Origin of the sequence: Vibrio sp., assembly GCF_047973365.1 — a bacterium.
Taxonomy (GTDB): domain Bacteria; phylum Pseudomonadota; class Gammaproteobacteria; order Enterobacterales; family Vibrionaceae; genus Vibrio.
Genome location: NZ_JBKEBW010000065.1, coordinates 1 through 24,746 on the forward strand (window position 1 = coordinate 1; position 24,746 = coordinate 24,746).

The window sequence follows — 24,746 nt, forward strand, 5'->3', positions numbered from 1 at the left end:
CGCTTCCAGCTTAGCTTCCGCACTAAGAGAATGGCCATCAATTAAAAATGAATTTGAACCATGCATAGTGAAAACATGAGCCCAATAACGAACATGTTTTGTTGGGACAGAATATTTTTCAGCGAGCTCTCGAGGAGTGGAGCCATCAAGATACTTTTTAGCTACTTTGAACTTTAACTCGCGACTGTATTTGGACATAAATAAAAGACCCCCAATAATTGGTTGTCCAACTATTGGGGGTCACTTCAGTTAGTCAGAAATGTCTGCGCCATGATCCCACCAAGTTCCCTCAACATAAGCGGCGCGGAAATCTGGATTTATTGTATCGCAAACGCCACGATAAGGACGTTGTAATTTGCCAAGTTCAAAAGCATCTTGTTCGCAGTATTCTTTACGACCCAACTCATATCCTTGGGTATAAGCGCTATTGTCACCGCCAACTGAAGTTTGTTGAATGCGCCCTGCGGCACCTTCTTCATAACCGTATGCTTGCCAATCTGCAGAGGTAAAAGATGTGGTATCAGGCTGTGCACTACAACCAGCAAGAACGAGTATGACTGCTGCTACTAACCATTGCGTTTTCATGGGCTATCCCCTTTATCAAGTAACCGATTAAATATTAGTCATCACTAATGTATTTTTCCGCACGGTTACTGTAAAAAAGAGTAAAGCCCCCCTTTACACTCGTTGACACCAATCGCCAGAATCGATCAGTGCTTCTTGTGACGTCGCTTCTTGGTAGATATATATCCACGCCGTGCCAAATGGAGTTTCAATCGTATCACGACGGTATTCCACCGGAACATCTTCTAAAATATCCAATTTGGCCAATGTCTCTTCGTCAATCAGATACACTTCACCTGAGATGGTTTGATGCCCATCAACTAAGCCCGGGTACGGACCTAAGTCATAAAGCGCATATTCCGGTTTGGTCACATATCGTCCCAACAATTGACTATTGACCAGAAAGCTATGGTTGCTTTCTCCTTGGCGCAAAGTGCCGTAAACAAAAACCAAATGCTGCACCGACTTCTCCTTAAGATGAACACCCCAACATCTTAAACAACGTGGGTATAAACCGTCATCAATTTAGTTCAAATTGATATAACAGATCAACGGCACTATCTAAGCCAGAGACCGCCTCTACATATAAATCCGTCATTAAACGATAACGGACCGTAAACTCCCCTACCGAGTTAAAGATGCCTACACCATATTTCACTTGTAGCCCCGGTCGAATATAGCCACTTACCGTGACTTGGGAATCATCCCCTGAACCCGCAGTGTCTAACTTCAAATCCTGCACACCAAAAACACTGCCGATTTCACTCACCACTTTACCACTTTTCGCCAGGCTCAAACCGATCAATGCCGTGGTCATCGCATCGCCACTACTTTCGCTGTCAATATCCTGACCACGCAATAAGTATGACAGCGCATTGGCTTGCGGCATGCTCGGTTCTGAGAATATCGATACAAGAGGTTCACTTGCAGGCCCTGTTACCTGTACACCGGCAATCACATCATCTTCTGTGTTATCTGGATTTCGAATCGCTTTAATCGACAGATAGGGTTGATCTACGGGTCCATTCATCAAAATCTTGCCTTCCTGAATAATCAGATCCTGACCAAAAGAGCGGTATTTACCGTCTTGGATATTAATTTCGCCGTTAACTAAAGGACCTTTATCCTTTTGCACCACATTCACACGTCCAACTAAGCCACCCTCTAACCCAAAGGCCTCTAGTTTAAAGTCGTCACCTATGGTGATGGTTACGTCCGTTTCAATATCAAACGGCAGTGAATTTTGTTCGCTGATTGGTGTTAGATCTTGATTAAGTAGCACTTGATCTTTCGACACGCTCACCGCACTAGGAGGCAGTTCTTCGACCACAATTCGTCCCCAAGGCAATGCTATATTTCCGGTAACTTTAGCCAATTTGGGCTGCATGTTGAGTGTCAAATCTGGCACAACTTTCACTTTTACTATTGGAGGTAAATCCACGAGCAACGATTGGGCGAATATGTGGCTATTCACTTTCCAGTCAGCCAAATTCTGCCAGTCAGCATCGCCGGTTATCTTTAACTCGCCATCCTGCGTAAGCACACTTGCGTTCAAATTCGCTTCGTATCCGGTGAACTCCAGTGTCACTTGCCCTGATTCGACTTCGACCGGTGAAATGTCACCTTTTACCTGAATGTCTTTCACGCTAAGCAAACCTTTAACCTGCGGGTGAAGCATCGCTCCTTTAAATTTAAGCTCTGATTCAATATTTGATTTGAGTGAACTGTATTCCCCCACCAACGGCGAGAGAAAATCCAAATTAAACGTGGAAAGCTTCAACTCGCCCTCCATGCGTTTGTTCTCTTTGGTTACATCCGCAATGATAATTTTTCCAGACAAATCGCCATTGTCCGTCATATCGACATTCCAATAGGCTTGCAGTCGATTACGCAGCAGAGAAGCTTGTAGAGAAACTTGCTCCCAACCCACTTTTAAAGGTTGAGCTAAATCCTGCGTTACTGAACCTTGAGGCATGCTCAATGCCAATTTGACTTGCGGCGGCTTATTCGCTTGCCATTTTGCCCATACCTTAGCGTTTGCTTCGCCATTCACCTGCGTTTCAGGCGGCATGAACGTTTTGATTTGTCCGAAATTAAACTGATTAATCGATAGCTGAGCCTCACCGCTTTCACCCACCGTCGCGGATTTATCGAGACAAACCGATGACCCCGCTTGAGTCCAACAGTGTGCGGCCAAAGTAGCGTGCTGTTTATCAACATCTACGCCAATTTGCGTTGCTTTATCTAAAGACCAAACCCCTTGTTCGGTTTCTACCGTCATACGATTGAGTTGACCATCCCATCTTAGCGATGGTTTATCTTTTAAAGCGCCTTGAATATTCAAACTGGTTGATACGATGTCAGATTTAACATCCAAGCTCAGTTCATGTTTTTGCTGCTCACCACTGAAATGCACCACAACGGAGTTAATCTGTTGTTGCTGATAAGACGCGTCCGTGACGTTCAAACGCAGATCGGCTTGTGGTTTAGGTAACGGAGTGACATTACCTGTCATGGTAATGTGTTTTACTTTGGCATCTTGCTGCCAGGCGATGGAATCTGCATCCAAAGACAATTGAATTTTCGGTTGAGCCATTGCGCCTCGCATCACAACATCACCGATGACTTTGCCCTTAAGATCTGGGACTGTTTTTGATAAATCAGGCAAGTTCAACGCCAGCGACATGCGCCACTCTTTATCCAATTTACCTTTAGCCATCACCTTATTTGGACCGTGCGCAAGATTTATTCCCTGCGTGGTTATCTGATATTGCCCTTTTGCTGCAATATCAGAGGCATCAATCTGACCGTTAATACGCAGCGGATAATTACGCACTAAACCATCAACCGATAATTTAGGAACGTGAACTAACCAACCACCTTGCGTTGTCAGTTCACCGGATGTTTCAATTTCACCACTGATAATGCCTTCCGCTTCCGGCCATTGCAGACCTGGCTGAATTTGCTTTAAATTCAGTTTCGCATACCAGTTTATCAGTTCATGCCAATTGGCCTTTATCTCTCCAAGAACACGGCCACCTAACGTATCGATTTGGATGTGGCTAAGGGCTATTTCGCTTAAGTTCCCTTCCCCCTTAGTATCAATCGCAACATCAGGAAGCTGCTTCCCTTTCAACTGCCCGACCAAACCAAGTTGATACTGTTGCAATGAACCTTTGCTGTACACATGAGATGCATCTACAAAGTAATCACCGTTGCCCACAAGGGGCCACTGAGCACTGAGGTTTTTAATGTCGATATCAAACGGTAACTGAGGGTCCAGAGGTTGTAATCTCGCTTTAACACTGGCTTTGGCTAGTTCCGTCAGTTCAGCTTGCACATTTAACTCTGCCACGCTGCCCGAAGCCTGCAGACTCAAAGCTTGCCCTTTAGCTTGAGCTAATTTGACTTTCGAGGTCAGATCTAGCGAAAGTGGATAGTTATCTTTGAGTTTTACTTTGGTCTTTAGTTGCGCATCCACCTCTGGCATATCCAACTCCAACGTATCAACCGATACATCATATTGATAAGCCTTAGCTTTAAGCCCTAAGTGGTTAACCACCACCGGCGTTTGTTGCTGGAGCGTAAAGTCATTGATGTCCAGACGAGATAAATCAATTCGCAATGGAATCAGGACATCAGGCAATACTATCGCCTCTGGCTCGCGTTCTGTTTTGGACTCGTTTTCAGCTTCAGGCGCTAACGGCTGAGATGAAGGTTCATCCGTATTTTCCGCTAAAGTCACATCAATTTGATTCCACGTGGTTTTACCAATGATGAGATTATTGCCTTGGAATGATGCCTGGGTAGAAAAATACTGCCAGGCAATGTTGTTACCTAAGACATCGAGTTCAATATCATTCAGTGTTAATCGATTAAGACGAATAGGCACTGGCGTTGTTATGTTTGTCAGCGGCTGAGAATCTGTTTCTTCTACAGTATCAGAACCTTCCGGCACAGAAGGTAAAGAAAATTTCAGACCCGATAAGTTGATGTCATTGATACAGACTGAAGGCTCTAGAAAACAGTTGGCATTAATCGCAAGTGTTACACTTCGCAACTGCATATCCACATTGAGCGATGAATCCACAAAGCGAACATCATTGAGCGTGAACCTTGGGAACAACGAACCGTAGGTTGATTTGACTTCCAACTGAGGGACAAATTTATTCACGCCCCATAAGGCGAAGTTGAGACCGGTGTTGGTAAACAGCAGTCCGGCAATGGATAACACCAATAGGATCAATAGAGCCATCACACCCAGTGAGATCCATTTACTCCATTTTAGAGCCAGTTTGATCATAACTCTGGCCCCAACGAGAAGTGAACCCGGAAGCGTTCTCCCGGTTCAGAATCCAGACCCCACGCAAAATCAAGGCGAATGGGACCAACAGGTGATACCCAACGAACACCAAATCCGGTACCCGTTTTCCAGTTTGGTGTGTAATCAAACGCGTCACCACCATCAACAAAGACAGCGCCCCACCAGTTGCCCGTTAAACGATATTGGTATTCCACCGACCCTGTCGCCATATATTTCGCACCAGCCAATGCACCACTGGAGTCCAGAGGTGAAATTGATTCATATTCATAGCCTCGTAAATTGTTGTCACCACCAGCAAAAAAGCGTAACGATGGCGGTAACTTATCAAAATCTTCCGCGAAATTGGCACCACCACCGACACGAAAAACACCGCGGTGATTTTGTCCTAAACTACGAATCCATGACGTTCCGGCCAAAACGCGAACCACATTGGTTTCAGACACAAAAGCATTTGAGCCATATTCAATCGTAACCGTCTGCCTATCACCCCATGTGATCAATGAGCCATCGGCTTTTGTTCTTGTGCGGCTAAAAGTAAAACCGGGCAGTACAAATTGTCCAACGTCGTCAAGTATCCCTTGTTCATAACTCTCAATCAGATAACGGACATACATGGTACGGTGCCAACCACTATCAACTAACCAATGCCGTTCAAGCGCTAAGTTCGATTCCACACTCTGAGTATCGTTACTGTCTTCTTTTTTCAAACCATATTGGATGCGGTAGTACTCATGCAGTACATCGTCGAGCGGGATTTTATAACCGGCAGTGATGTACTGCTCAGGCTCAGAAATAGAGAAACTGCTGTCAAAGCTGTGACCACGAGAGTTAATCCAGGGTTTCTTCCACTTAAGAGTCCCCCTCACACCAACGTCCGTTGAATAACCAATCCCCGTTTCAAATTTATTTTTTGCTTGTGGAGCAACAGAGACTTTCATCGGCAATTCTCGTCCTCCATCCAAATTATTCAAATCCGGTTCGACAAACACAGAAGAGAACCATTCGCTATTGGATAGATTCTGATTATACTCACCGACTTTAGACACCAAATAAGGATCGCCTTGTTTATAGGGCTGCAACGACGCCACACGATTCTCATCAATTTGGCTACCGGTAATGCTGGTTGAACCAAATTTGTAACGTATGCCGCTATCGTAATGCATGCGTATAAATGCTTGGTTAAGCTCAGGCGCAACTTCCAAACGGCTAGTGATGTAGGTGCCATTGAAATAACCTTTTTGCAGCGCCAGATTGCGTAATGAAGATTTTAAGCTGTCATACTTGCCATGATTAAGGGGATCGCCTTGCTTCAAACCACTTTGGCTAATCAAGCGGATGAAATCTGGATCATTCTCAGCTTCACCAGTCACCACAATATCAACCAGTTGCAGCCGGGTTACTTCGCCAGCTGCAACGTGAACAGCGAGCAGATTGCCCGATTCTTTCACCTCAAAGTCAATTTCTGGATGGTAATAACCGAGTGCGCTGAGCGCTTCAACAATCGCTTTTTGCAGACGTGACTGAAAACGTAACTGAGTCGAATAATCCGCTTCAGGGATCGAGGAGAGGTAAGCATCGACGTTATCTTTTAACCCAGATTCTAAGCCATCAATCTCCAAACTTACATTGGCGAAAGAAGAAGCAGAAAAGAGTAAAGCGGTGAATAGCGCTGGTAATGATTTTCGTCTCATGCTTAATTATGGCGTTGTGATACTAGGCTTATTGTTGAGCAATAGTGAAATCATACCGCCAATGCTCATATTAGTCTGTATGAAATCAGTCAATTATCAGGTCTATCGCTATTTAATTAAAAAAACTATCGCGAGCCTGCATTTTCAAATCCAGCTTTTCAAACAAGGGAAGTTCCATGTTAGATAAACAAACTATGGTCACAGCAGACACGGCACTGTCAGGACGTGATACTCCAATGGCTATCGAAGACACTCACTTTGTCAATCAATCGAGTCTGAGTGCCGCACCCAAAAACGGCGAAGAGCAAGTCTTAATTGGTATGGGCTGCTTTTGGGGCGCTGAACGCCTGTTTTGGGGACTAGAAGGGGTCGTTTCGACATCCGTGGGCTATTCAGGTGGTTTCACACCGAACCCAACCTATGAAGAAGTCTGCACAGGACACACAGGTCACACTGAAGTCGTCCGCGTGATTTACAACCCTAGCGTTCTGCCCCTAAAACAGTTGCTTAACCATTTTTGGGAGCGTCATGATCCAACTCAAGGTATGCGTCAAGGCGGAGACTTAGGTACTCAATATCGTTCAGCACTCTATGTGTACGATGAAGAGCAAAAGTCTATCGCTGAACAGAGCAAAGCCGAATACCAGACACTTCTTTCACAACAAGAGCAAGCACAAATCACCACAGAAATTTTGCCAGCGGGTCCCTATTACTATGCTGAAACCTATCACCAACAATATCTAGCTAAGAACCCAGAAGGTTACTGTGGTTTGGGCGGCACAGGTATCTGTTTCCCACCAAGCTTAAGTTAGTAATCACTCACTCCATTCAAACTAAAATTGCAGGCTAAAACCTGCAATTTTAACCTTCCGTTCAATTTTAACATTCCGTTGATGTGTGCCAACATTTCTGTGCTATACCTTCAGTGCTTATGATAAAGGAATCAAACAGATGAAAATGAAAGCACTACTACCGCTTATTTTAGCTTGCTCTCCAGCCATCGCTTTAATTTCTTTGTCACATTGAGGTGGCAACATTTTCCGTTCTGGCCTCAATCATCGCTTGCCTGATTTCTTTAGTGTTATATTATAACAATTATTATTTTCAACTCTGTTATGTCAATGTTGTCTAGTCTTCACTCATTTCGTATTAAAGCTAAGATAGTCACTATTGTGGCTATCTTGTTGATGATATGGCTAAACATTGCATATATTGACCACCAGCTCGATGCCTCAGCCGATCATCACAATGAGCATCATTGCCAGCTTTTTTCCTGTGCAAGTCATGCGTTAACTCAGCATCTTCCTGAGTTACCCGTATGGATTTCACATAACTACCTTGACCCCGTAACTAGACCGTTTGGCATTTCAACGCGGTTTCTGGCTTATCTTGCACGTTCACCACCAACTCCAGAGTAATCATTCCCGTTTAAAACCATTTACTACTGAATTTACTATTTTTATTTTGGGGTTTCCTATGTTTAACAAACCATTATTAGCACTTAGCATCACAGCCGCATTAACCACTACCGCTTTCGCTCAGGAGGAATTTCGTCAACATGAAGCCCATGTTCATGGTCATGTTGAATTAAATATTGCCCAAGATGGTCATGACCTATTAATGGAAATCACCGCACCGGGTGCTGATGTTGTCGGTTTTGAACACGCTCCTGACAATGATGAGCAAAAGGCTGTTGTTGCTAAAGCGTTAGAGACTCTGGGCCAAGCTGAAGCTGTATTTACTTTGGCGTCAGCAGCCAAATGTCATATTGAAAGTGCTAACGTTAAACACAGTTTAGGTGGCGAACACCAAGAGCATGAAGGACATGACCACGAAGGGCACGACGACCACGCTGACCATGATCATGACGAGCATGCGAAACATGACCATGACTCACACCAAGGTCATGATCATGAAGAGGGCAGCTCGCATGGCTCATTTTCCGTACAGTACAGCTTCCATTGTGACGACATCGCTAAGCTGAGCCAAATTAAAACTCAATGGTTTAGCTTGTTCCCAACAACTGAGGAGATCGATGTGAATTTGCTGACAGACAAAGTACAAACCGCGTTGGAATTAAAACCCGGCAAAGCCATCATTGCTTTGTAACTTTTCTTGGTAAATATGCCTTGGTAAACATTCCTTTGTAAACTTGAAAAAAATGAGTAAGCACTCACTTACCCATTCTTCATAGGGAGCGGCGATGTCCAACAATCAATTCGATTCAAGCCTTGCAGTAATCGAACTCAATAACGTTATCTTTCAATGGCCCAATAGCGATAGTGCAACACTTGATATTAAACAGCTAAGTGTCATGACCAATGAGCATGTCTTTATCAAAGGTCCAAGCGGTTGTGGCAAATCTACTCTGCTCAGCTTGTTAACGGGAATAAATACCGCGACACAAGGTGAAGTACAGCTACTGGGTCGCAACCTCACTCAGTTTTCGTCTAGTCAGCGAGACCGATTTCGTGCCGACAATATTGGCTATATTTTCCAGCAGTTTAATTTGCTGCCTTATCTCTCTGTAGTGGAAAACATTGTTCTTCCCTGCCAGTTTTCCAGCCAACGTAGAAGCAATGTCACTGGCAGTCTCACGCAAAGAGCCCATGAGTTATTAGACAAACTTCATTTACCCCAATCGGTACGAGAAAAGCCAGTGATAGACCTCAGCATCGGTCAGCAGCAGCGTGTTGCCGCAGCGCGGGCATTAATCGGCGAACCCAAAATTGTTATCGCAGATGAACCCACTTCCGCTCTCGACTACGATAATCGCAGCGCCTTCATTGAGCTGTTAATGGAAGAAGCTAACCGTGTCGGTTCAACGCTGGTATTTGTCAGCCATGATCCAACATTGGAGAGTTTGTTTGAGCGAGTCATACACCTGCCAACACTCAACCGAGCAGGAGGTCAACAATGAAAATCATTGCAAGCTTGGCGTGGAAAAGCTTACTCAATCGAAAGACCACCGCTCTGCTTACCATTATGACGGTAGCGATTTCCGTTATTTTGCTGATGGGCGTTGAACGAATTCGTACTCAGGCAAAAAGCAGTTTCGCTAATACGGTATCAGGAACGGATTTAATCGTCGGAGGTCGCTCTGGGCAGGTAAATCTGCTGCTTTACTCCGTCTTTCGCATTGGTAATGCCACCAACAATATCGACTGGAAAAGCTATCAGGAGTTTAGCCACCACAAGTCGGTAGAATGGGCTATTCCCATTTCTCTCGGAGATTCACACAAAGGCTTCCGGGTCATGGGCACCAACCAAAGTTACTTTGAACATTTTCGCTATGGAAGTAAGCAACCACTCACCTTCACGCAAGGCAATGCGTTTGGTGGGCTGTTTGAGACAGTGTTAGGCTCTGATGTTGCAAAAAGCTTGGGTTACCACATCGGCAGCGAAATCATCATTGCGCACGGTATCAGTGATGTCGGTTTCAGCCGTCATGACAACTTACCTTTCAAAGTCGTCGGTATTCTTGCTCCTACAGGCACTCCTGTAGATAAAACGGTGCACGTTTCACTACAAGCGATTGAAGCGATTCATGTCGGTTGGGAATCGGGGGCTCACTTAGGTCATGCACCGGATAAAGCGGAATTGGAACAGCGGGGTTTTGAACCGAAACAGATCACCGCAATGATGATCGGATTGAAGTCCAAAATTCAAACGTTCGCGCTGCAAAGACAAATTAACGAGTATCGAAAAGAACCGCTGAGTGCCATTATGCCCGGCGTAGCGCTACACGAACTGTGGGGCATGATGTCGGTGGCTGAACAAGCATTAATGGCGGTGTCAATATTTGTCGTTATTGCCGGATTACTTGGCATGCTCAGTAGTCTGCTCACTAGCTTACAAGAGCGAAGAAGAGAGATGTCGATTCTTAGAGCTATGGGAGCACGGCCAAAACATGTATTTTCCCTGCTAGTCAGTGAAGCGAGTGTGTTGACGTTACTCGGAATTATTGTTGGTCTCATCGGACTATATGGCTTATTAGGCGTAGCCGCTCCGTTGATTGAAAGCCAATATGGCATTCAAATTGAGCTCAACGGAATTACTGGCTATGAATGGCAGTTGCTGGCTTATGTGCAAAGTGCAGGTATTTTGATTGGTTTTATTCCGGCAATCAGAGCTTACCGACAATCTCTTAGCGATGGTATGACAATTAGGCTTTAAATGCGTGGTTTGATCATCATTGGTTTTATCATCAATGGTTCTATAATGCATGGCGTTTTAAATCCGTTGCTTTTTATACAAACAGGAAAGATATGAAACAACTGCTTTTAAGTTTTCTGTTAGTGCTTCTTCCTGCCGTTACGGCAACAGCACAAACTGCAGAAGATATTCTGACTCTCGATTGGATTGATCTGGTACCTGAGAGTGAACGCAACCAGTTCAATCAACAAGGTATGCCGGCGGCCAATCATGATGGTGATGCTCCAGCGAAACAATCTCAACTGGGGGCGGTGCGCCCTGAGCTCAATGGTAGCACAGTGAAAATTCCTGGCTTTGTTATCCCTTTAGAAGGAGATGAAGACACAGTCACTGAATTTTTGTTAGTGCCCTATTTTGGCGCTTGTATTCATGTGCCACCACCGCCACCCAACCAAATTATTTACGTTAAATTTCCACAAGGTGCGCCAATCCAACAACTTTGGGATGTGGTTTACGTGATAGGAACGCTCAAGACGGAATCAATGAGCGTTGAACTGGCGGACACAGGTTATGTCATTGAAGGCACAGAAATTGCCGAATACGATGACATGTAGCTATTGCTTATTAAAAGCGAATGGTTTATTAAAAAACGAATGGTTTATTAAAAAATGAATTGTTAAAAAAATGAGCGCCTGTTTAGTGGCTAAACTCTAGGAAATGTAGGTAGACAAATATCCCAATACGGACAGATATACCGCAAAGAGTAAAGCTGTCGACAGGTGCTTTTTAAATCGATGATCTTTCCAATACTTCATAAACACCCCACAAGCATGATAACAATTTTAACAAATTATTATCATTTATGATAGCGCAAGTTTATGCACATTATTCAATAGTTTCACTAGCCGACGCTATTATTACGGGGTACATTTTATTCCATCTTTGTAAGCAGCATCAGGAACCCCATGGCCGAACAGAAACAACCTGTTGTAATTGAGCACGAAGCCACAACGGAAAACAGCCAAGATAAAAAATCTAACTATGTTAAAGACAGCGCTAGCCGTATTTACGCTATCGCCCAACAACACGGTATTGATGCTCTGCTACATAAAACCGCACCACAAAAAACACCGTTAGAACGGGCGTTAAAACGTGAACAAGAAGCCAAAGCGCAAAAGCAGAAAAACTTGGAACAGATAGTAAAACTGGCTCATGTTTCTTGCCGAAATGAAACGGCTGGCGATCCGGACCAAGACTGGCTGTGCCGCTTTTTTGAAATGGCGCAAGACATTCACAACTCATCAATGCAACGCCTGTGGGCACAAGTGCTAAAACGCGAAACCACCAATCCCGGTTTCACCTCAATGAAAGCGCTGAAAATCCTCAAAGATATGACACCGAAAGAGGCGCAAATCCTGCAACGAGCAGCGGCGTTAGCTTGCAGTTTTGGCACGGATTCAAGTTTGAAGCTTTTGTTCGGTATGAAAATGCCAAGTGGTATGTTCAGCCTCAGCAAAAGAGACTCCATCACAACCATTAATATCGGTAATCACCAATTACCTTATTCCAGTTTACTGGTATTAATTGAACTGGGACTGGTACACGCAACGGAATTGGAATCGGGTGAGATTGAGCTAGACCCGCCGCTACTGCTTACCTATCAAGGTACAAACTTATCTTTGCAAGCATCGACTAAAGGAGTGAGATTGCTTTACTACCGCTTTAGCCCAACCGGTAATGAGTTATGTCGTTTGCTGGGACACAAACCCAATTCACAATATTACGATCAAGTGGTCGCGATGCTAAGCCAGAAATTTACCGTGCATACCGACGTGAAGAGCTCGATTCATCACACGGTATAAAAGAAAAAGTCAGGCTCTAGACCTGACTTTTTACTTAATGCGATTTCTATTGAAAGATAATTTTGCGCTTCGCCAATTCGGCAATACACAAATCAACCAGCGTATCGATACTCTCCTCACCGGCTAGTAAGTCGATTTCCGGCGTTAAAGGTGCTTCATAAGCGGAATCAATGCCAGTGAAGTTGGCAATTTCACCAGCGCGAGCCTTCTTGTACAGCCCTTTCGGGTCGCGCTGTTCACACACTTCCAGAGAGGTGTTCACATACACTTCCACAAATTCATTTTCAGGCAATAAATCACGTACCATTTGACGCTCAACCCGATGAGGTGAAATAAACGCCGTCAACACGATAAGCCCGGCATCCGCCATCAGTTTTGCCAGCTCACCAATACGTCGAATGTTTTCACGGCGATCTTGCTCTGAAAAGCCTAAGTCACGGCATAGACCATGGCGGACATTGTCACCGTCGAGCAGGTAAGTGTGATAACCCAACTGCGCCAAACGAGTCTCTACAGCACCTGCAATCGTTGATTTACCAGCACCTGATAGCCCGGTAAACCATAATACGGCTGGTTTTTGCTGTTTCAGGTCAGCGCGTAGACTTTTATCTACCGCATGTTGATGCCAAACCACATTCTCATCTTTAGCGCCTGATGCAGAATCCATTACCTTTTCCTTTTTCTTTTTCATCTTACGATTAGTTGGCTCAAATCTTTCGCATCCCAATGCGGGAAATGTTTGCGAATCAATGCATTTAGCTCTACTTCAAAAGCCGAAAACTCACCTTGCTGTTGCGCTACGTTTTGCAGGCTTTCACGAACTAATCCAGCACCAACAGTAACGTTAGTCAGACGGTCAATCACAATGAAACCACCGGTATCGGCACAATCCAGATATTTGTCTAAAGCAATCGGAGCGTTAAATGTCCATTCACACAGACCAATACCATTCAGTGGCAATTCTTCAGTCTGAAAAGTAGACAGATTATTGATATCGTACTGATGACGGATAGAGGTGATCTGACCGACGCTCTTCTTACCTGCGATCTTAATGTCGTATTCACGGCCAACTTTAAGTGGCTGCTCAGTCATCCACACCACATCAGCAAGCAGATGGTTGGTTGATTCAACCTGTGCGTTTTCAAGCACGATCAAATCACCACGGCTGATATCAATTTCATCCGCCAACGTCAACGTGACGGCTAAACCTGCCTGTGCAGTCTCTAAATCACCATCGAACGTGACAATGCGCTTAACGGTAGAGGTTTTCCCTGATGGCAATGCCTTGATTTTGTCACCAACACTGACTGAACCTGATGAAATAGTGCCAGCGAAACCACGGAAATCGAGATTCGGGCGGTTAACGTACTGCACAGGGAAACGGAATTCGCCGCTGCCTTTTTCATGGTCGATATCGACTGTTTCTAATAGCTCAAGCAGTGCAGGACCTTGGTGCCAGCCGAGGTTTTCACCTTTCTCAACCACGTTATCTCCCTCTAAAGCAGAGATAGGAATGATTTGAATGTCTGTCTCGCCTTGCAGATGTTTAGAGAATTCCAGATATTCTGCGCGAATCTCTTCAAACCGTTGCTGTGAGTAATCCACGAGATCCATCTTGTTTACTGCAACGATGAAATGCTTCAAGCCCAACAGGTTTGAGATAAACGAGTGGCGACGAGTCTGATCCAAAACGCCTTTACGCGCGTCAATCAAGATAACCGCCAAATCACAGGTTGAGGCGCCTGTCGCCATATTACGGGTGTATTGTTCGTGTCCCGGAGTATCTGCAATGATGAACTTACGTTTCTGCGTTGAGAAATAACGGTAAGCCACATCAATGGTAATGCCTTGCTCACGTTCTGCTTGCAGACCATCCACCAGCAATGCGAGATCTGGGCGGGAACCGGTTGTACCAACTCGCTGACTGTCAGAGTGAACCGCTGCCAGTTGGTCTTCATAAATCTGTTTTGAGTCGTGGAGCAGACGACCAATTAAAGTACTTTTGCCATCATCGACTGAACCACAGGTTAGGAATCTAAGTAGCGATTTGTGTTGGTGTTGACTCAGGTAACCTTCGATACCGAGCTCTAAAAGCTCTGCTTGAACTGCACTATTCATTCTATTTCCTTAGATCCTTAGAAATAACCTTGGCATTTTTTCAATTCCATTGATCCAGACTGATCGTGGTCGATCGCACGTCCCTGACGTTCACTGGACGTTGCGACTAACATCTCTTCGATAATCTCGGTCAGAGTGTTGGCTTCAGATTCGATTGCTCCGGTCAGCGGGTAACATCCCAATGTGCGGAAGCGAACACTCTTATGTTGAACTTGCTCGTGAGGTTGGATTTCCATACGCTCATCATCCACCATGATCAGCATGCCGTCTCTTTCCACGACTGGGCGAACCGCTGCAAGATACAGCGGCACGATTTCGATATTTTCCAGGTAGATGTATTGCCAGATATCCAGTTCCGTCCAGTTTGACAAAGGGAAAACGCGGATGCTCTCGCCTTTGTTGATCTGACCGTTATAAGTTTTCCAAAGTTCAGGACGTTGGTTTTTGGGATCCCAAGTGTGGTTTTTATCGCGGAACGAATACACGCGCTCTTTGGCGCGAGACTTCTCTTCATCACGACGTGCACCACCAAAGGCGGCGTCAAAACCGTACTTATTCAATGCTTGTTTCAAACCCTGAGTTTTCATAATGTCAGTATGCTTTGACGAACCGTGCACGAATGGACTGATACCCATCTCAATACCATCTGGGTTCTTATGCACCAAAAGCTCAAAGCCATACTTTTTCGCTGTTGCGTCGCGGAACGCGATCATGTCGCGGAATTTCCAGTCAGTGTCCACATGAAGCAGAGGGAATGGAATTTTGCCCGGATAGAACGCTTTACGCGCCAAATGAAGCATTACGGATGAATCTTTACCGATAGAATACATCATCACTGGGTTTGCAAATTCCGCAGCAACTTCACGAATAATGTGAATACTTTCTGCCTCAAGCTGTTTTAAATGGGTTAAACGTTGTTGATCCATTTTGTGTGCTTCCTTTTAGCTGCCTTATGGCTTGTCGGGTTTATGTTTTCAGACTAAAACCCAACTAATAATTTATTTATGCGAATTGGTACTGTTGTTGATGTGTTGAGCTGGTGTTGAACCATTGAAGTTTGTCTGCCAAGGCCACCACTTCACCAATCACAATCAGTGATGGAGACTCGGCATGAGCGGCAAGCTGGGGTAATTCACTAAGCTGACCACGGAACACCTTCTGGGATGACTGAGTACCACGTTCAATAATCGCAATCGGTGTTGATGCATTTCGTCCATGCTCGATAAGCTGCTGAGCGATGGTGCTCGATTTCATCAAACCCATATAAATCAATAAAGTCTGATTACCACGCGCCAGCGTAGACCAGTCCATATCCGCCGCTTCAGCTTTGAGATGACCGGTAACAAACAGCGCCGATTGAGCAAAATCGCGATGAGTAAGAGGAATGCCGGCATAGGCCGTTGCGCCGGCCGCAGCAGTAATGCCCGGAATCACTTGAAACTTGATACCCGCTTCAAACAACACTTCCAGCTCTTCACCACCACGACCAAACATGAATGGATCGCCACCTTTAATGCGCACCACCCGATGACCTTGCTTGGCAAAATCCACCAACAGTTGATTGGTTTTTTCCTGAGGCACACTGTGATGACCAGCACGCTTACCCACGCACACCAGAATGGCATCTGACGGAACAAGAGCCATGATGTCATCAGACACAAGGTAGTCGTACAAAACCACGTCGGCTTGTTGCAGTAAGTTAAGTGCTTTAATCGTCAGTAGTTCAGGATCGCCCGGTCCTGCACCGACTAATGCCACTTCACCCGCCTGAAGCTGGCTGCGAGAAAGACTCTTCCATTTGCTTTCTGGTGCAGTTCCATCAACAGCGACTAAATGTGTTTTTTTCTGCTTTGGCAGCGTTGAAACGTTTTCTGAGCCAGCCATGATTGTCATCCTTTAACAATTGATGAAAGCATTATGGTGGCTTCTTCTTATTACCTGAAATTCTAAAATTTCATTTTTTATTCGAAAAACTGATAAGTAGTTGGCATGGTAGAAAAGCAAAGCAGAAAAACGCTTCTATATTAAGAAGACATTTTGCTGCGAAATAGTGATAACTGGCACCAAAGCGAACCATTTAGCTGCCTAACTTCACAGTTTTATAGCATATGAAATCCTTGTTTCATAATAACTTGATACATTTATCGGGTTATTACTTTTCTCAACAATTGGAGTACACAATGACAGTTGCCGCCAAACCTCTATCTATTGCCATTCTAGGTGGTTTGTTGACCATGGCCGGACCTTCTATGGCCGATACCATCAAACTACGTATTATTGAGACAACGGATATTCACACTAACGTGATGGACTATGACTACTACAAAGACAAGCCATCCAATCAAATCGGTTTGACTCGCGCAGCAACGTTAGTAAAACAAGCTCGCGGTGAAGTGACGAACAGCATCTTAGTGGATAACGGTGACTTAATCCAAGGTAGCCCAATGGGTGACTACATGGCAGCGAAAGGCATTAAAGCTGGCGAAGTTCACCCTGTTTACAAAGCAATGAATCAACTGTCGTACGATGTGGGCAACATTGGTAACCACGAATTTAACTATGGTCTGGATTTCCTAAAAGAAACCATCAATGATGCTAAATTCCCTTACGTAAACTCAAACGTTTACAACGCAGCAACTGGCGAGCATCTATTCCAACCATACCTAATCAAAACGCATACTTTCAAAGACACCAACGGTAAAGCTCAACAAATTAAAGTGGGTTACATCGGTTTCGTTCCACCACAAATCATGGTGTGGGATAAGAAGAACCTTGATGGCCGTGTAATTGCCCGTGACATTAAGAAGACAGCAGAAAAGCTAATCCCTGAAATGAAAGCCAAAGGCGCTGACATCATTGTTGCGATTCCACACTCAGGTATTTCAACCGACGAATATCAGGAAGGCGCTGAAAACTCGGTCTATTACTTAACCAAAGTAGCAGGCATTGATGCTATTGCCTTTGGCCACTCTCACGCGGTATTCCCAAGTAAAGATTTTGCAAAAGTGGCTGGAGCAGATGTAGAGAAAGGCACCATCAATGGCATCACAGCGGTTATGCCGGGACGTTGGGGCAGCCACGTTGGCGTGATGGATCTGATTCTTGAGCAAAAAGAGGGCAAATGGGCAGTGACTCATGGTCAATCCGAAGCTCGCCCAATCTTTGATAAAGCAAACAAAAAAGCGCTGCTTGAAGCGGATGCGGGTATTACCAAAGCGCTTGAAGCCGATCATAAAGGCACTCGTGAGTTCGTTAACCAACCTATAGGTAAATCGAACGACGTGATGTACAGCTTCCTTGCTCTGGTGCAAGATGACCCGACGATACAAATCGTGAGCCTGGCGCAAAAAGACTACGTAGAACGTTTCATCCAAGGCGATCCAAATTTAGATGGACTACCGGTTCTTTCTGCGGCTGCACCATTTAAAGCGGGTGGTCGTAAAGACGATCCGTCAGGTTTCACTGAAGTAGAATCTGGCGAACTGACCTTCCGTAACGCAGCGGACTTATACCTATACCCTAATACGCTCGTCACTTTAAAAGTGTCAGGTAAAGAAGTTAAAGAGTGGTTGGAATGTTCTGCTGGTCAGTTTAAACAAGTTGATGTGAATTCTAGCGAGCCGCAATCACTTATCGACTGGGATGGTTTCCGTACCTACAACTTCGACGTGATTGATGGCGTAAACTACCAAATCGATATCACTCAGCCTGCGAAGTACGATGGCGACTGTAAAGTTATCAATCCCGATTCTCAACGTATTGTTAACCTGACTTACCAGGGTAAGCCAATTGATAGTGCGCAAACCTTCTTAGTCGCAACCAACAACTACCGAGCATATAGCAACAAGTTCCCGGGAACAGGTGCCCAATTCGTAGCATTTGATTCACCAGATGAAAACCGTACTGTAGTGGCTGATTACATCGCTCGCATCAGTAAAGAACAAGGTGAAGTGACGCCGAGTGCGGATAACAACTGGTCATTCGCGCCAATCCAATCAAAAACCAAACTTGATGTTCGTTTTGAAACAGCACCAAGTGAAAAAGCGGCGAAATTTATCAAGCAAAAAGGGCAATACCCGATGGAGTTCGTGACAACAGATGAAGTTGGCTTCAGTGTTTACCGTATCAATTTACAAAAATAACTTGAGATTGCGGTAAAATATCAGCCGCAGCACTCGCTGCGGCTTTTTTATTTGAGGCTATTTGACAAAACGAGCGCGAAATTGACGCCCTTTCATTTTTCCATTCGACAATTTGCTCAGTGCTTTTTTCGCGATACTTTTCTCTACAGCGACATAAGAGCGCATGGCAGATAAGTTGATTTTACCGATGTGAGCAGCAGAGAGTTCACCGTCAGCTGTCAGCGCCCCCAGAATGTCACCAGCACGAACTTTTTGCTTCTTACCACCATCAATCTGGATGGTCACCATCGATGCCGAATATGGCGCTACGCCAGATGGCTTCTGTGGCAGAGTTGCAGCTTCGATCGCGATATCCATGTACTCATCAATCTGCGCCACGCGATACATCTCGTTGTCACTGAAAAAGCTAAACGCCAAGCCTTTACTTCCTGCGCGTCCAGTGCGACCAATGCGATGCACGTGTATTTCTGGGTCACGAGAAAGCTCGAAGTTAAATACTGCGTCAAGGTTATCCACATCTAAACCACGAGCCGCCACATCCGTTGCAACCAGAATTGAAATACTCTTGTTAGCAAACTGCACTAGCGCTTGGTCACGTTCACGTTGTTCCATATCACCGTGCAGTTCAATCACACTAAAGCCACGCTGATGAAGCTCATCAGCCACATGCTGTACTTCGCGTTTGGTATTACAGAACACCACTGACGATTCCGGCTGATGTTTTAGCAGTAATGTTTCTAGCGCTTCATCACGCGCTTCACTGCCTTCAACTTTATAAAAGTACTGCTTGATACTCGACGTGTCATGAGTCGCCGCGACTTTAATCATTAACGCATCATGGGTGACTTTCTGCGCGATCTGTTGAATGGTATCAGGATAAGTAGCACTAAATAGCAGAGTCTGACGTTTAGCTGGCGCTTGGTCGATAATCGCTTCAAGTGCATCCTGGAACCCCATATCGAGCATGCGGTCAGCCTCATCCAACACAAGTGTATTCAGTTCACTTAAATCAATACGATCTTTGCTTAGGTGATCAAGAATACGCCCCGGCGTACCAACCAAAATATGCGCACCATGCTCCAGAGATCCAATTTGCGGTCCCATCGGCATACCACCACACAACGTCAGCACTTTAATGTTATGAATAGCACGAGCAAGGGTACGAATATCGGTTGCCACTTGGTCAGCCAGTTCACGAGTCGGACACAGTACCAATGCCTGAACACGGAAACGTTTTACGTCTAAGTTAGACAGCACACCAAGTCCAAACACTGCGGTTTTGCCTGATCCTGTTTTTCCTTGGCCAATGACATCCTGTCCTTTAAGAATCGCTGGCAACGATTGTGCTTGTATCGGCGTCATTGTTGTAAAGCCGATAGTTTCTAGGTTAGAAAGCAATTCTGGCTTTAGGTTTAAAGCCGAAAATGAAGTATCACTCAAGGGGACGTCCTTTGGTTATACGAAAAATTAAGGCGCCTATTATCAATGTTTTTGTGACAAGCACCAATGAATATTCGATTAATTTCAACTGGCCATCTGGCACGTCTGTAATGCTTTCTCCGCTTCTAACTGATAAATTGTCAAACACCAACCATAACAAGGAGTTTGTTGTAGATGCTTACTTGGCAATGCCTTCCATTTTCACAACTAACAACGCAACAACTGTATGAGCTTTTAAAGTTAAGAGTTGATGTCTTCGTCGTAGAACAACATTGCCCTTACCCTGAGCTGGACAGCAAAGACCATCTTGATGGTGTATTTCATCTGTTGGGCTACGACAACGATGAAATCGTTGCCTGTGCAAGACTGCTAGCAAAAGGAGTTAGCTACCCGAGTATCAGTATCGGGCGAGTGGCAACTAAATCGGCAAAACGCGGAGCTGGCTTAGGTCACCAATTATTGAAACAAGCGTTATTTCAATGTCATCAAATCTGGCCAAATGAAGAAATAGAAATCGGCGCACAAGAACATTTAGCAGAATTTTATCAACAACATGGATTTGTCAAAACATCGGATATGTATTTGGAAGATGGGATCCCACATATTGATATGAAACGCGTGGTTATCCCATCATAGAGAGATAGAGATAAAGAAATAGAGAGCAGATGCCGCAGTTGGCTTTATTTACTGCGGCCGAATCCACCTTCAGATAGTTTAAAGAACATGACGGATTGACCATTGCGCTCAAGCTGCAATATATCCAGCTTACCATCTTCAGCTAATTTAAAGCGAATTAACTGACCTTGTTGGATATGGCTCAACGGTTTATCTGATCCTTCAATTTTGACCAGTGCGTTGAGATCACTCATCGGCAAATGGTTGACGCGGAATACCTGAGAAAGCGTGTCCCCCGTCTGTACCGTATATTCTCGCCAGGCATTCGACTCTAACGATGAACGGTTGGTCGACTTCTGTTCACTTAATCCACGAGTATTAATATCCAATTCAACTCGCTTGTTAACCGGCTCAGAAGAATTTGAGTGACTCGTTTGCGGAAATGGAATGACGCCAATAACCAACACCACGGGAACTAATACCATTAGAGCCCGTTGATGAAACTTAGGTAATCGCACCCAAAACTGCTTTGAGTTTTCGAGATAAGCCTGCCAATCAATAGCATTCCACTTATCCTGAGCTAATGCGATGTAATCGGTCTGCTGCTTTTTCTTATGTCGACGGTTCATTTTTATCCGTTCCTTTACTTCGTAACCTCAGTATAAAAACTCAAGAGCAATGAGTATAGCCTTTCCCACCGTTATCTAATAAAGCTTTACACAATCCTGAAGATTTTTCTGTGGGATCTGCGCTTAGTCACAGCTCACAGCGATAATTAAACGAATTCCGTTCTGGCATTTCATCGATTGGCCGAAACTGGTATCCTTTGGACTTTGTTTTATCTTAAAAAGAGTGACATTTATGTCTGAAGTTAAATTTGAAACCATCGAGCAGAAAGCTAGCTACGGTATCGGTCTACAAATGGGTCAGCAACTAGCAGGTAGCGGTCTTGAAGGTCTAAACGTTGACGCTATCGCGGCTGGTATTGCTACCGCGCTAGTGGGCGACATGCCTGCAATCGAAGTAGACGAAATCAACAAAGCTCTACAAGCAATGCACACTCGTGCAGAAGAAGCTCGTCAAGAAGCAGCTAAAGTAGCAGCTGCTGAAGGCGAAACTTTCCTTCAGGATAACGCACTACGCTCAGAAGTGACTGTTCTGGATTCTGGTCTACAGTACGAAGTGATTACTGAAGGCAGTGGTGAAATCCCATCGGCAGACAAATCGGTACGTGTTCACTACCACGGTGAACTCGTTGACGGTACTGTATTTGATAGCTCAGTATCTCGCGGTCAGCCAGCAGAATTCCCAGTAACAGGTGTAATCAAAGGCTGGGTTGAAGCACTACAAATGATGCCTGTTGGCTCAAAATGGAAACTGTACATCCCACATGACCTTGCTTACGGCGAGCGTGGTGCAGGTGCAGCGATTCCTCCATTCGCCGCGCTAGTATTCGAAGTAGAGCTACTTGCTATTCTGTAATTCAGAATATTGCGAAATTTGATGATTAAAGCGACGCTCAGCGCCGTTTTTTTTATCTAGACTTAAGATATTCAACTTTATTTGTCCGCGAGAATCAGAATGAAAAAATCCATCATAGTCACTGTGCTTGCTAGCACCATTTTTACCGCTCCTAGCTACGCATTCTTAGGCAAACTCAGTGAAAGTAACGATCTCTCCAGTATGGTTAGCAGTACGTTATCGCAAACGGAATCTAACTCGGCGTTACTGACACAGGTTACCAGTCAGCTTCCTGTTTCTCAGACACAAGCCGCCGGAGGGATTGGTAGCTTATTGGCTCTTGCTCAAAACCAGCTTTCAGACACTAACAACTCTGAACTGGAAACCTTATTACCTGGGCTAGATCAACTGACCAGCCTGTCTGGATCAAGCAGTACAATCGCAAAAATTGCCGATATGGAAGCGGTGAATAATGTGTTCAATAAACTTGGATTAGATTCGAGTATGGTTTCCCAATTTGCTCCACTGGTCTTGCAGTATTTAACCAGCCAAGGCGCTTCTTCAGATTTGTTGGGCTCACTAAGCTCTCTGTGGCAATAACTCTGTCTGCATGCGCGTCACTTAAACACATTTGTGACGCGTTTATAACTGCATAAAAAAACAAACACACTTCTTCTTGTCTGTTGCCTAAGCTGTGTGTAATTCTTTTATTTTTCCCCAAGGACGAGTAAAAGAGTAATGAGAGACGAGACTTTAGCAATACATTTCGGCTACGAGACCGATCCCACCACTAAATCGGTGGCAACACCTATATATCAAACAGTCGCCTACGAGTTTGACAATGCTCAGCACGGTGCAGATCTGTTCAACCTAGCCGTCGCGGGAAATATCTATACACGCATCATGAACCCAACCAATGATGTACTAGAAAAGCGTATGGCAGCATTAGAAGGTGGTATTGCTGGTCTGGCTGTTAGTGCCGGAAGCGCAGCGATCCATTATGCAATTCTAACTTTGGCTCAAGCTGGCGATAATATTGTTTCCACACCACAACTCTATGGTGGTACTTACACTTTATTTGCCCACATGTTCCCTAACATGGGCATTGAAGTACGCTTTGCCAAAGATGATAGCCCTGAAAGTCTAGCGGCATTGATCGACGAAAAAACCAAAGCCGTTTATTGTGAATCTATTGGTAACCCAGCAGGTAACATTGTTGATTTAGAACGAGTGGCAGAGCTAGCACACGCGCAAGGGGTTCCAGTTATTGTCGATAACACTGTTGCTTCACCGGCTGTATGTAAACCGATTGAGTTTGGTGCAGATATCGTGGTGCATTCATTGACCAAGTATGTTGGCGGACATGGCACAACACTTGGAGGAATGATCATTGATTCAGGTAAGTTTCCTTGGACTGAACATAAAGAACGCTTTCCAACCTTAAACAATCCTGAACCGTCCTATCATGATGTGGTTTATACCGAAGCTTTCGGATCTGCTGCATTCATTGGCCGCGCTCGTACCGTACCACTTCGCAACACCGGCTCTGCCATGTCCCCTATGAACGCTTTCATGTTAATGCAGGGTCTGGAAACACTATCACTGCGCATGGAACGACATTGTGAAAACGCACTCAAAGTCGCTCAGTATTTGCAAAACCACGACAAAGTGAGCTGGGTGAGCTATGCAGGATTAGAAGATTCGAAATTCTACCCACTTGCCCAGAAATACATGAAAGGCAAACCCTCGGCGATCTTATCGTTTGGATTAAAAGATGGCTACGACGCAGGTGTCCGCTTCTACGATGCTTTGAAAATATTCAAACGCTTAGTCAATATTGGAGATGCGAAGTCTTTGGCTTGTCACCCGGCTTCAACGACGCACCGTCAGTTGACCGAAGCGGAACAAAAACAGGCTGGTGTTTCTCCGGAAATGATCCGTCTGTCAGTGGGTATCGAGCATATTGATGATATTCTTGAGGATTTAGAACAGGCGTTGAATGCTTAACATTAGTTAACAATACCTACCAAATTAAGGGCCGTACCTCTAGTTCCCACGCTCTGCGTGGGAATTCATACGTGAGCTAAACTGCACTATTTGAGCGTGATAGGCATTCCCACGCAGGAGTGAAGTGACCCCATAAAGTTGGACATTTCTGTTAAGCGGCTTGCAAGGCCTGATTTCGATATTCTATCGGAGTCAGGCCTTTAAATTTCACCTTAATCCGTTTTGTATTGTAATACTCTATATATTCTTCGATATTTGCAATCAGTTCATCAGCATCAGTGAAGCTTTGACCGTGATACATCTCTGTTTTGAGTAAAGCGAAGAAGTTTTCAGCCACTGCATTATCTAAACAGTTTCCTTTTCTCGA

At 44.8% G+C, this 24,746-nt stretch carries 23 protein-coding genes and 1 pseudogene; 12 read left to right on the forward strand and 12 right to left on the reverse strand.

Going from position 1 to position 24,746, the window contains the following annotated elements; translation table 11 throughout:
• The 5 genes and pseudogenes from ACK5MF_RS09070 to ACK5MF_RS09090 all read right to left on the reverse strand — a co-directional run.
• Positions 1-198: pseudogene (locus ACK5MF_RS09070) on the reverse strand (helix-turn-helix domain-containing protein); the annotation flags it as partial.
• 51 nt (positions 199-249) lie between these two features.
• The gene (locus ACK5MF_RS09075) at positions 250-585 is read right to left on the reverse strand and encodes a DUF2799 domain-containing protein (protein ID WP_416921456.1); all 336 of its coding nucleotides are present in this window, start codon (positions 583-585) and stop codon (positions 250-252) included.
• Positions 586-678: 93 nt separating this feature from the next.
• Entirely contained in the window at positions 679-1,026 is a 348-nt protein-coding gene (locus ACK5MF_RS09080; RefSeq protein WP_416921458.1) for a gamma-glutamylcyclotransferase family protein, read from the reverse strand.
• Positions 1,027-1,084: 58 nt separating this feature from the next.
• On the reverse strand, positions 1,085-4,867 hold the full coding sequence (locus tag ACK5MF_RS09085) for a translocation/assembly module TamB domain-containing protein (RefSeq protein WP_416921459.1): 3,783 nt from the start codon (positions 4,865-4,867) through the stop codon (positions 1,085-1,087).
• Entirely contained in the window at positions 4,864-6,579 is a 1,716-nt protein-coding gene (locus ACK5MF_RS09090; RefSeq protein ID WP_416921460.1) for an autotransporter assembly complex protein TamA, read from the reverse strand. The genes ACK5MF_RS09085 and ACK5MF_RS09090 overlap by 4 nt, the downstream gene beginning before the upstream one ends.
• A gap of 176 nt (positions 6,580-6,755) precedes the next feature.
• Here ACK5MF_RS09090 and msrA point away from each other — a divergent pair, with 176 nt between their 5' ends.
• The 7 genes from msrA to ACK5MF_RS09125 all read left to right on the forward strand — a co-directional run bounded on the left by msrA (position 6,756) and on the right by ACK5MF_RS09125 (position 12,596).
• Complete coding sequence (gene msrA / locus ACK5MF_RS09095; RefSeq protein ID WP_416921462.1) at positions 6,756-7,391, forward strand: peptide-methionine (S)-S-oxide reductase MsrA; 636 nt, start codon at positions 6,756-6,758, stop codon at positions 7,389-7,391.
• 309 nt (positions 7,392-7,700) lie between these two features.
• Positions 7,701-7,997, forward strand: coding sequence for a DUF2607 family protein (locus ACK5MF_RS09100; protein WP_416921464.1), 297 nt, complete (start codon positions 7,701-7,703; stop codon positions 7,995-7,997).
• A gap of 58 nt (positions 7,998-8,055) precedes the next feature.
• Entirely contained in the window at positions 8,056-8,688 is a 633-nt protein-coding gene (gene zrgA, locus ACK5MF_RS09105; RefSeq protein WP_416921465.1) for a zinc uptake protein ZrgA, read from the forward strand.
• A gap of 94 nt (positions 8,689-8,782) precedes the next feature.
• A complete protein-coding gene (locus ACK5MF_RS09110; RefSeq protein ID WP_416921467.1) occupies positions 8,783-9,499 on the forward strand; it encodes an ABC transporter ATP-binding protein in 717 nt (238 codons plus the stop codon).
• Positions 9,496-10,755: an ABC transporter permease gene (locus tag ACK5MF_RS09115; RefSeq protein ID WP_416921469.1), complete on the forward strand. Its 1,260-nt coding sequence runs from the start codon at positions 9,496-9,498 to the stop codon at positions 10,753-10,755. Before ACK5MF_RS09110 ends, ACK5MF_RS09115 begins: the two co-directional genes overlap by 4 nt.
• A gap of 92 nt (positions 10,756-10,847) precedes the next feature.
• Positions 10,848-11,348, forward strand: coding sequence for a DUF3299 domain-containing protein (locus tag ACK5MF_RS09120; RefSeq protein ID WP_416921471.1), 501 nt, complete (start codon positions 10,848-10,850; stop codon positions 11,346-11,348).
• 351 nt (positions 11,349-11,699) lie between these two features.
• Positions 11,700-12,596, forward strand: coding sequence for a TIGR03899 family protein (locus ACK5MF_RS09125; RefSeq protein ID WP_416921472.1), 897 nt, complete (start codon positions 11,700-11,702; stop codon positions 12,594-12,596).
• 46 nt (positions 12,597-12,642) lie between these two features.
• On the opposite strand, the gene cysC is transcribed toward ACK5MF_RS09125, so the two are convergent.
• The 4 genes from cysC to cobA form a co-directional block, all read right to left on the reverse strand.
• A complete protein-coding gene (gene cysC, locus ACK5MF_RS09130; RefSeq protein ID WP_416921474.1) occupies positions 12,643-13,263 on the reverse strand; it encodes an adenylyl-sulfate kinase in 621 nt (206 codons plus the stop codon).
• Between the two features lie 20 nt (positions 13,264-13,283).
• Positions 13,284-14,714 (reverse strand): sulfate adenylyltransferase subunit CysN, encoded by a 1,431-nt coding sequence (gene cysN, locus ACK5MF_RS09135; protein ID WP_416921476.1) that lies wholly within the window; start codon positions 14,712-14,714, stop codon positions 13,284-13,286.
• A 17-nt stretch (positions 14,715-14,731) separates the two neighbouring features.
• Complete coding sequence (gene cysD / locus ACK5MF_RS09140) at positions 14,732-15,640, reverse strand: sulfate adenylyltransferase subunit CysD (protein ID WP_416921478.1); 909 nt, start codon at positions 15,638-15,640, stop codon at positions 14,732-14,734.
• Between the two features lie 76 nt (positions 15,641-15,716).
• Positions 15,717-16,598 carry a uroporphyrinogen-III C-methyltransferase gene (gene cobA / locus ACK5MF_RS09145; RefSeq protein ID WP_416921480.1) on the reverse strand — a complete coding sequence of 294 codons (882 nt, stop codon included), beginning with the start codon at positions 16,596-16,598 and terminating at the stop codon, positions 15,717-15,719.
• 296 nt (positions 16,599-16,894) lie between these two features.
• Here cobA and cpdB point away from each other — a divergent pair, with 296 nt between their 5' ends.
• Positions 16,895-18,856, forward strand: coding sequence for a 2',3'-cyclic-nucleotide 2'-phosphodiesterase (cpdB, locus tag ACK5MF_RS09150; protein WP_416921482.1), 1,962 nt, complete (start codon positions 16,895-16,897; stop codon positions 18,854-18,856).
• Between the two features lie 57 nt (positions 18,857-18,913).
• Here cpdB and dbpA read toward each other — a convergent pair whose 3' ends face one another.
• Complete coding sequence (dbpA, locus tag ACK5MF_RS09155; RefSeq protein ID WP_416921484.1) at positions 18,914-20,296, reverse strand: ATP-dependent RNA helicase DbpA; 1,383 nt, start codon at positions 20,294-20,296, stop codon at positions 18,914-18,916.
• 174 nt (positions 20,297-20,470) lie between these two features.
• Between dbpA and ACK5MF_RS09160 the strand changes: the two genes are divergently transcribed.
• The gene (locus ACK5MF_RS09160; protein WP_416921486.1) at positions 20,471-20,932 is read left to right on the forward strand and encodes a GNAT family N-acetyltransferase; all 462 of its coding nucleotides are present in this window, start codon (positions 20,471-20,473) and stop codon (positions 20,930-20,932) included.
• A 44-nt stretch (positions 20,933-20,976) separates the two neighbouring features.
• Here the strand turns inward: ACK5MF_RS09160 and ACK5MF_RS09165 are convergent, their stop codons facing one another.
• Positions 20,977-21,540, reverse strand: a complete 564-nt coding sequence (locus ACK5MF_RS09165; protein WP_416921488.1) for a LysM-like peptidoglycan-binding domain-containing protein — start codon at positions 21,538-21,540, stop codon at positions 20,977-20,979.
• A 232-nt stretch (positions 21,541-21,772) separates the two neighbouring features.
• Between ACK5MF_RS09165 and ACK5MF_RS09170 the strand changes: the two genes are divergently transcribed.
• The 3 genes from ACK5MF_RS09170 (at position 21,773) to ACK5MF_RS09180 (ending at position 24,379) form a co-directional block, all read left to right on the forward strand.
• Positions 21,773-22,393 carry an FKBP-type peptidyl-prolyl cis-trans isomerase gene (locus ACK5MF_RS09170; protein ID WP_416921490.1) on the forward strand — a complete coding sequence of 207 codons (621 nt, stop codon included), beginning with the start codon at positions 21,773-21,775 and terminating at the stop codon, positions 22,391-22,393.
• A 99-nt stretch (positions 22,394-22,492) separates the two neighbouring features.
• Positions 22,493-22,972, forward strand: coding sequence for a DUF2780 domain-containing protein (locus ACK5MF_RS09175; protein ID WP_416921492.1), 480 nt, complete (start codon positions 22,493-22,495; stop codon positions 22,970-22,972).
• Between the two features lie 138 nt (positions 22,973-23,110).
• A complete protein-coding gene (locus ACK5MF_RS09180) occupies positions 23,111-24,379 on the forward strand; it encodes an O-acetylhomoserine aminocarboxypropyltransferase/cysteine synthase family protein (protein WP_416921494.1) in 1,269 nt (422 codons plus the stop codon).
• Between the two features lie 151 nt (positions 24,380-24,530).
• Here ACK5MF_RS09180 and ACK5MF_RS09185 read toward each other — a convergent pair.
• Positions 24,531-24,746 (reverse strand): IS3 family transposase (locus ACK5MF_RS09185; RefSeq protein WP_416919910.1); only part of this gene is annotated, 216 nt, incomplete at its 5' end.

Excerpts from the sequence above, each read along its gene's own strand:
- ACK5MF_RS09075 (WP_416921456.1), bottom strand. The coding sequence starts at position 585 with ATGAAAACGCAATGGTTAGTAGCAGCAGTCATACTCGTTCTTGCTGGT.
- ACK5MF_RS09085 (WP_416921459.1), bottom strand. The coding sequence starts at position 4,867 with ATGATCAAACTGGCTCTAAAATGGAGTAAATGGATCTCACTGGGTGTG.
- ACK5MF_RS09090 (WP_416921460.1), bottom strand. The coding sequence starts at position 6,579 with ATGAGACGAAAATCATTACCAGCGCTATTCACCGCTTTACTCTTTTCT.
- msrA (WP_416921462.1), top strand. The coding sequence starts at position 6,756 with ATGTTAGATAAACAAACTATGGTCACAGCAGACACGGCACTGTCAGGA.
- ACK5MF_RS09100 (WP_416921464.1), top strand. The coding sequence starts at position 7,701 with ATGTTGTCTAGTCTTCACTCATTTCGTATTAAAGCTAAGATAGTCACT.
- zrgA (WP_416921465.1), top strand. The coding sequence starts at position 8,056 with ATGTTTAACAAACCATTATTAGCACTTAGCATCACAGCCGCATTAACC.
- ACK5MF_RS09110 (WP_416921467.1), top strand. The coding sequence starts at position 8,783 with ATGTCCAACAATCAATTCGATTCAAGCCTTGCAGTAATCGAACTCAAT.
- ACK5MF_RS09115 (WP_416921469.1), top strand. The coding sequence starts at position 9,496 with ATGAAAATCATTGCAAGCTTGGCGTGGAAAAGCTTACTCAATCGAAAG.
- ACK5MF_RS09120 (WP_416921471.1), top strand. The coding sequence starts at position 10,848 with ATGAAACAACTGCTTTTAAGTTTTCTGTTAGTGCTTCTTCCTGCCGTT.
- ACK5MF_RS09125 (WP_416921472.1), top strand. The coding sequence starts at position 11,700 with ATGGCCGAACAGAAACAACCTGTTGTAATTGAGCACGAAGCCACAACG.
- cysC (WP_416921474.1), bottom strand. The coding sequence starts at position 13,263 with ATGGATTCTGCATCAGGCGCTAAAGATGAGAATGTGGTTTGGCATCAA.
- cysN (WP_416921476.1), bottom strand. The coding sequence starts at position 14,714 with ATGAATAGTGCAGTTCAAGCAGAGCTTTTAGAGCTCGGTATCGAAGGT.
- cysD (WP_416921478.1), bottom strand. The coding sequence starts at position 15,640 with ATGGATCAACAACGTTTAACCCATTTAAAACAGCTTGAGGCAGAAAGT.
- cobA (WP_416921480.1), bottom strand. The coding sequence starts at position 16,598 with ATGGCTGGCTCAGAAAACGTTTCAACGCTGCCAAAGCAGAAAAAAACA.
- cpdB (WP_416921482.1), top strand. The coding sequence starts at position 16,895 with ATGACAGTTGCCGCCAAACCTCTATCTATTGCCATTCTAGGTGGTTTG.
- ACK5MF_RS09160 (WP_416921486.1), top strand. The coding sequence starts at position 20,471 with ATGCTTACTTGGCAATGCCTTCCATTTTCACAACTAACAACGCAACAA.
- ACK5MF_RS09165 (WP_416921488.1), bottom strand. The coding sequence starts at position 21,540 with ATGAACCGTCGACATAAGAAAAAGCAGCAGACCGATTACATCGCATTA.
- ACK5MF_RS09170 (WP_416921490.1), top strand. The coding sequence starts at position 21,773 with ATGTCTGAAGTTAAATTTGAAACCATCGAGCAGAAAGCTAGCTACGGT.
- ACK5MF_RS09175 (WP_416921492.1), top strand. The coding sequence starts at position 22,493 with ATGAAAAAATCCATCATAGTCACTGTGCTTGCTAGCACCATTTTTACC.
- ACK5MF_RS09180 (WP_416921494.1), top strand. The coding sequence starts at position 23,111 with ATGAGAGACGAGACTTTAGCAATACATTTCGGCTACGAGACCGATCCC.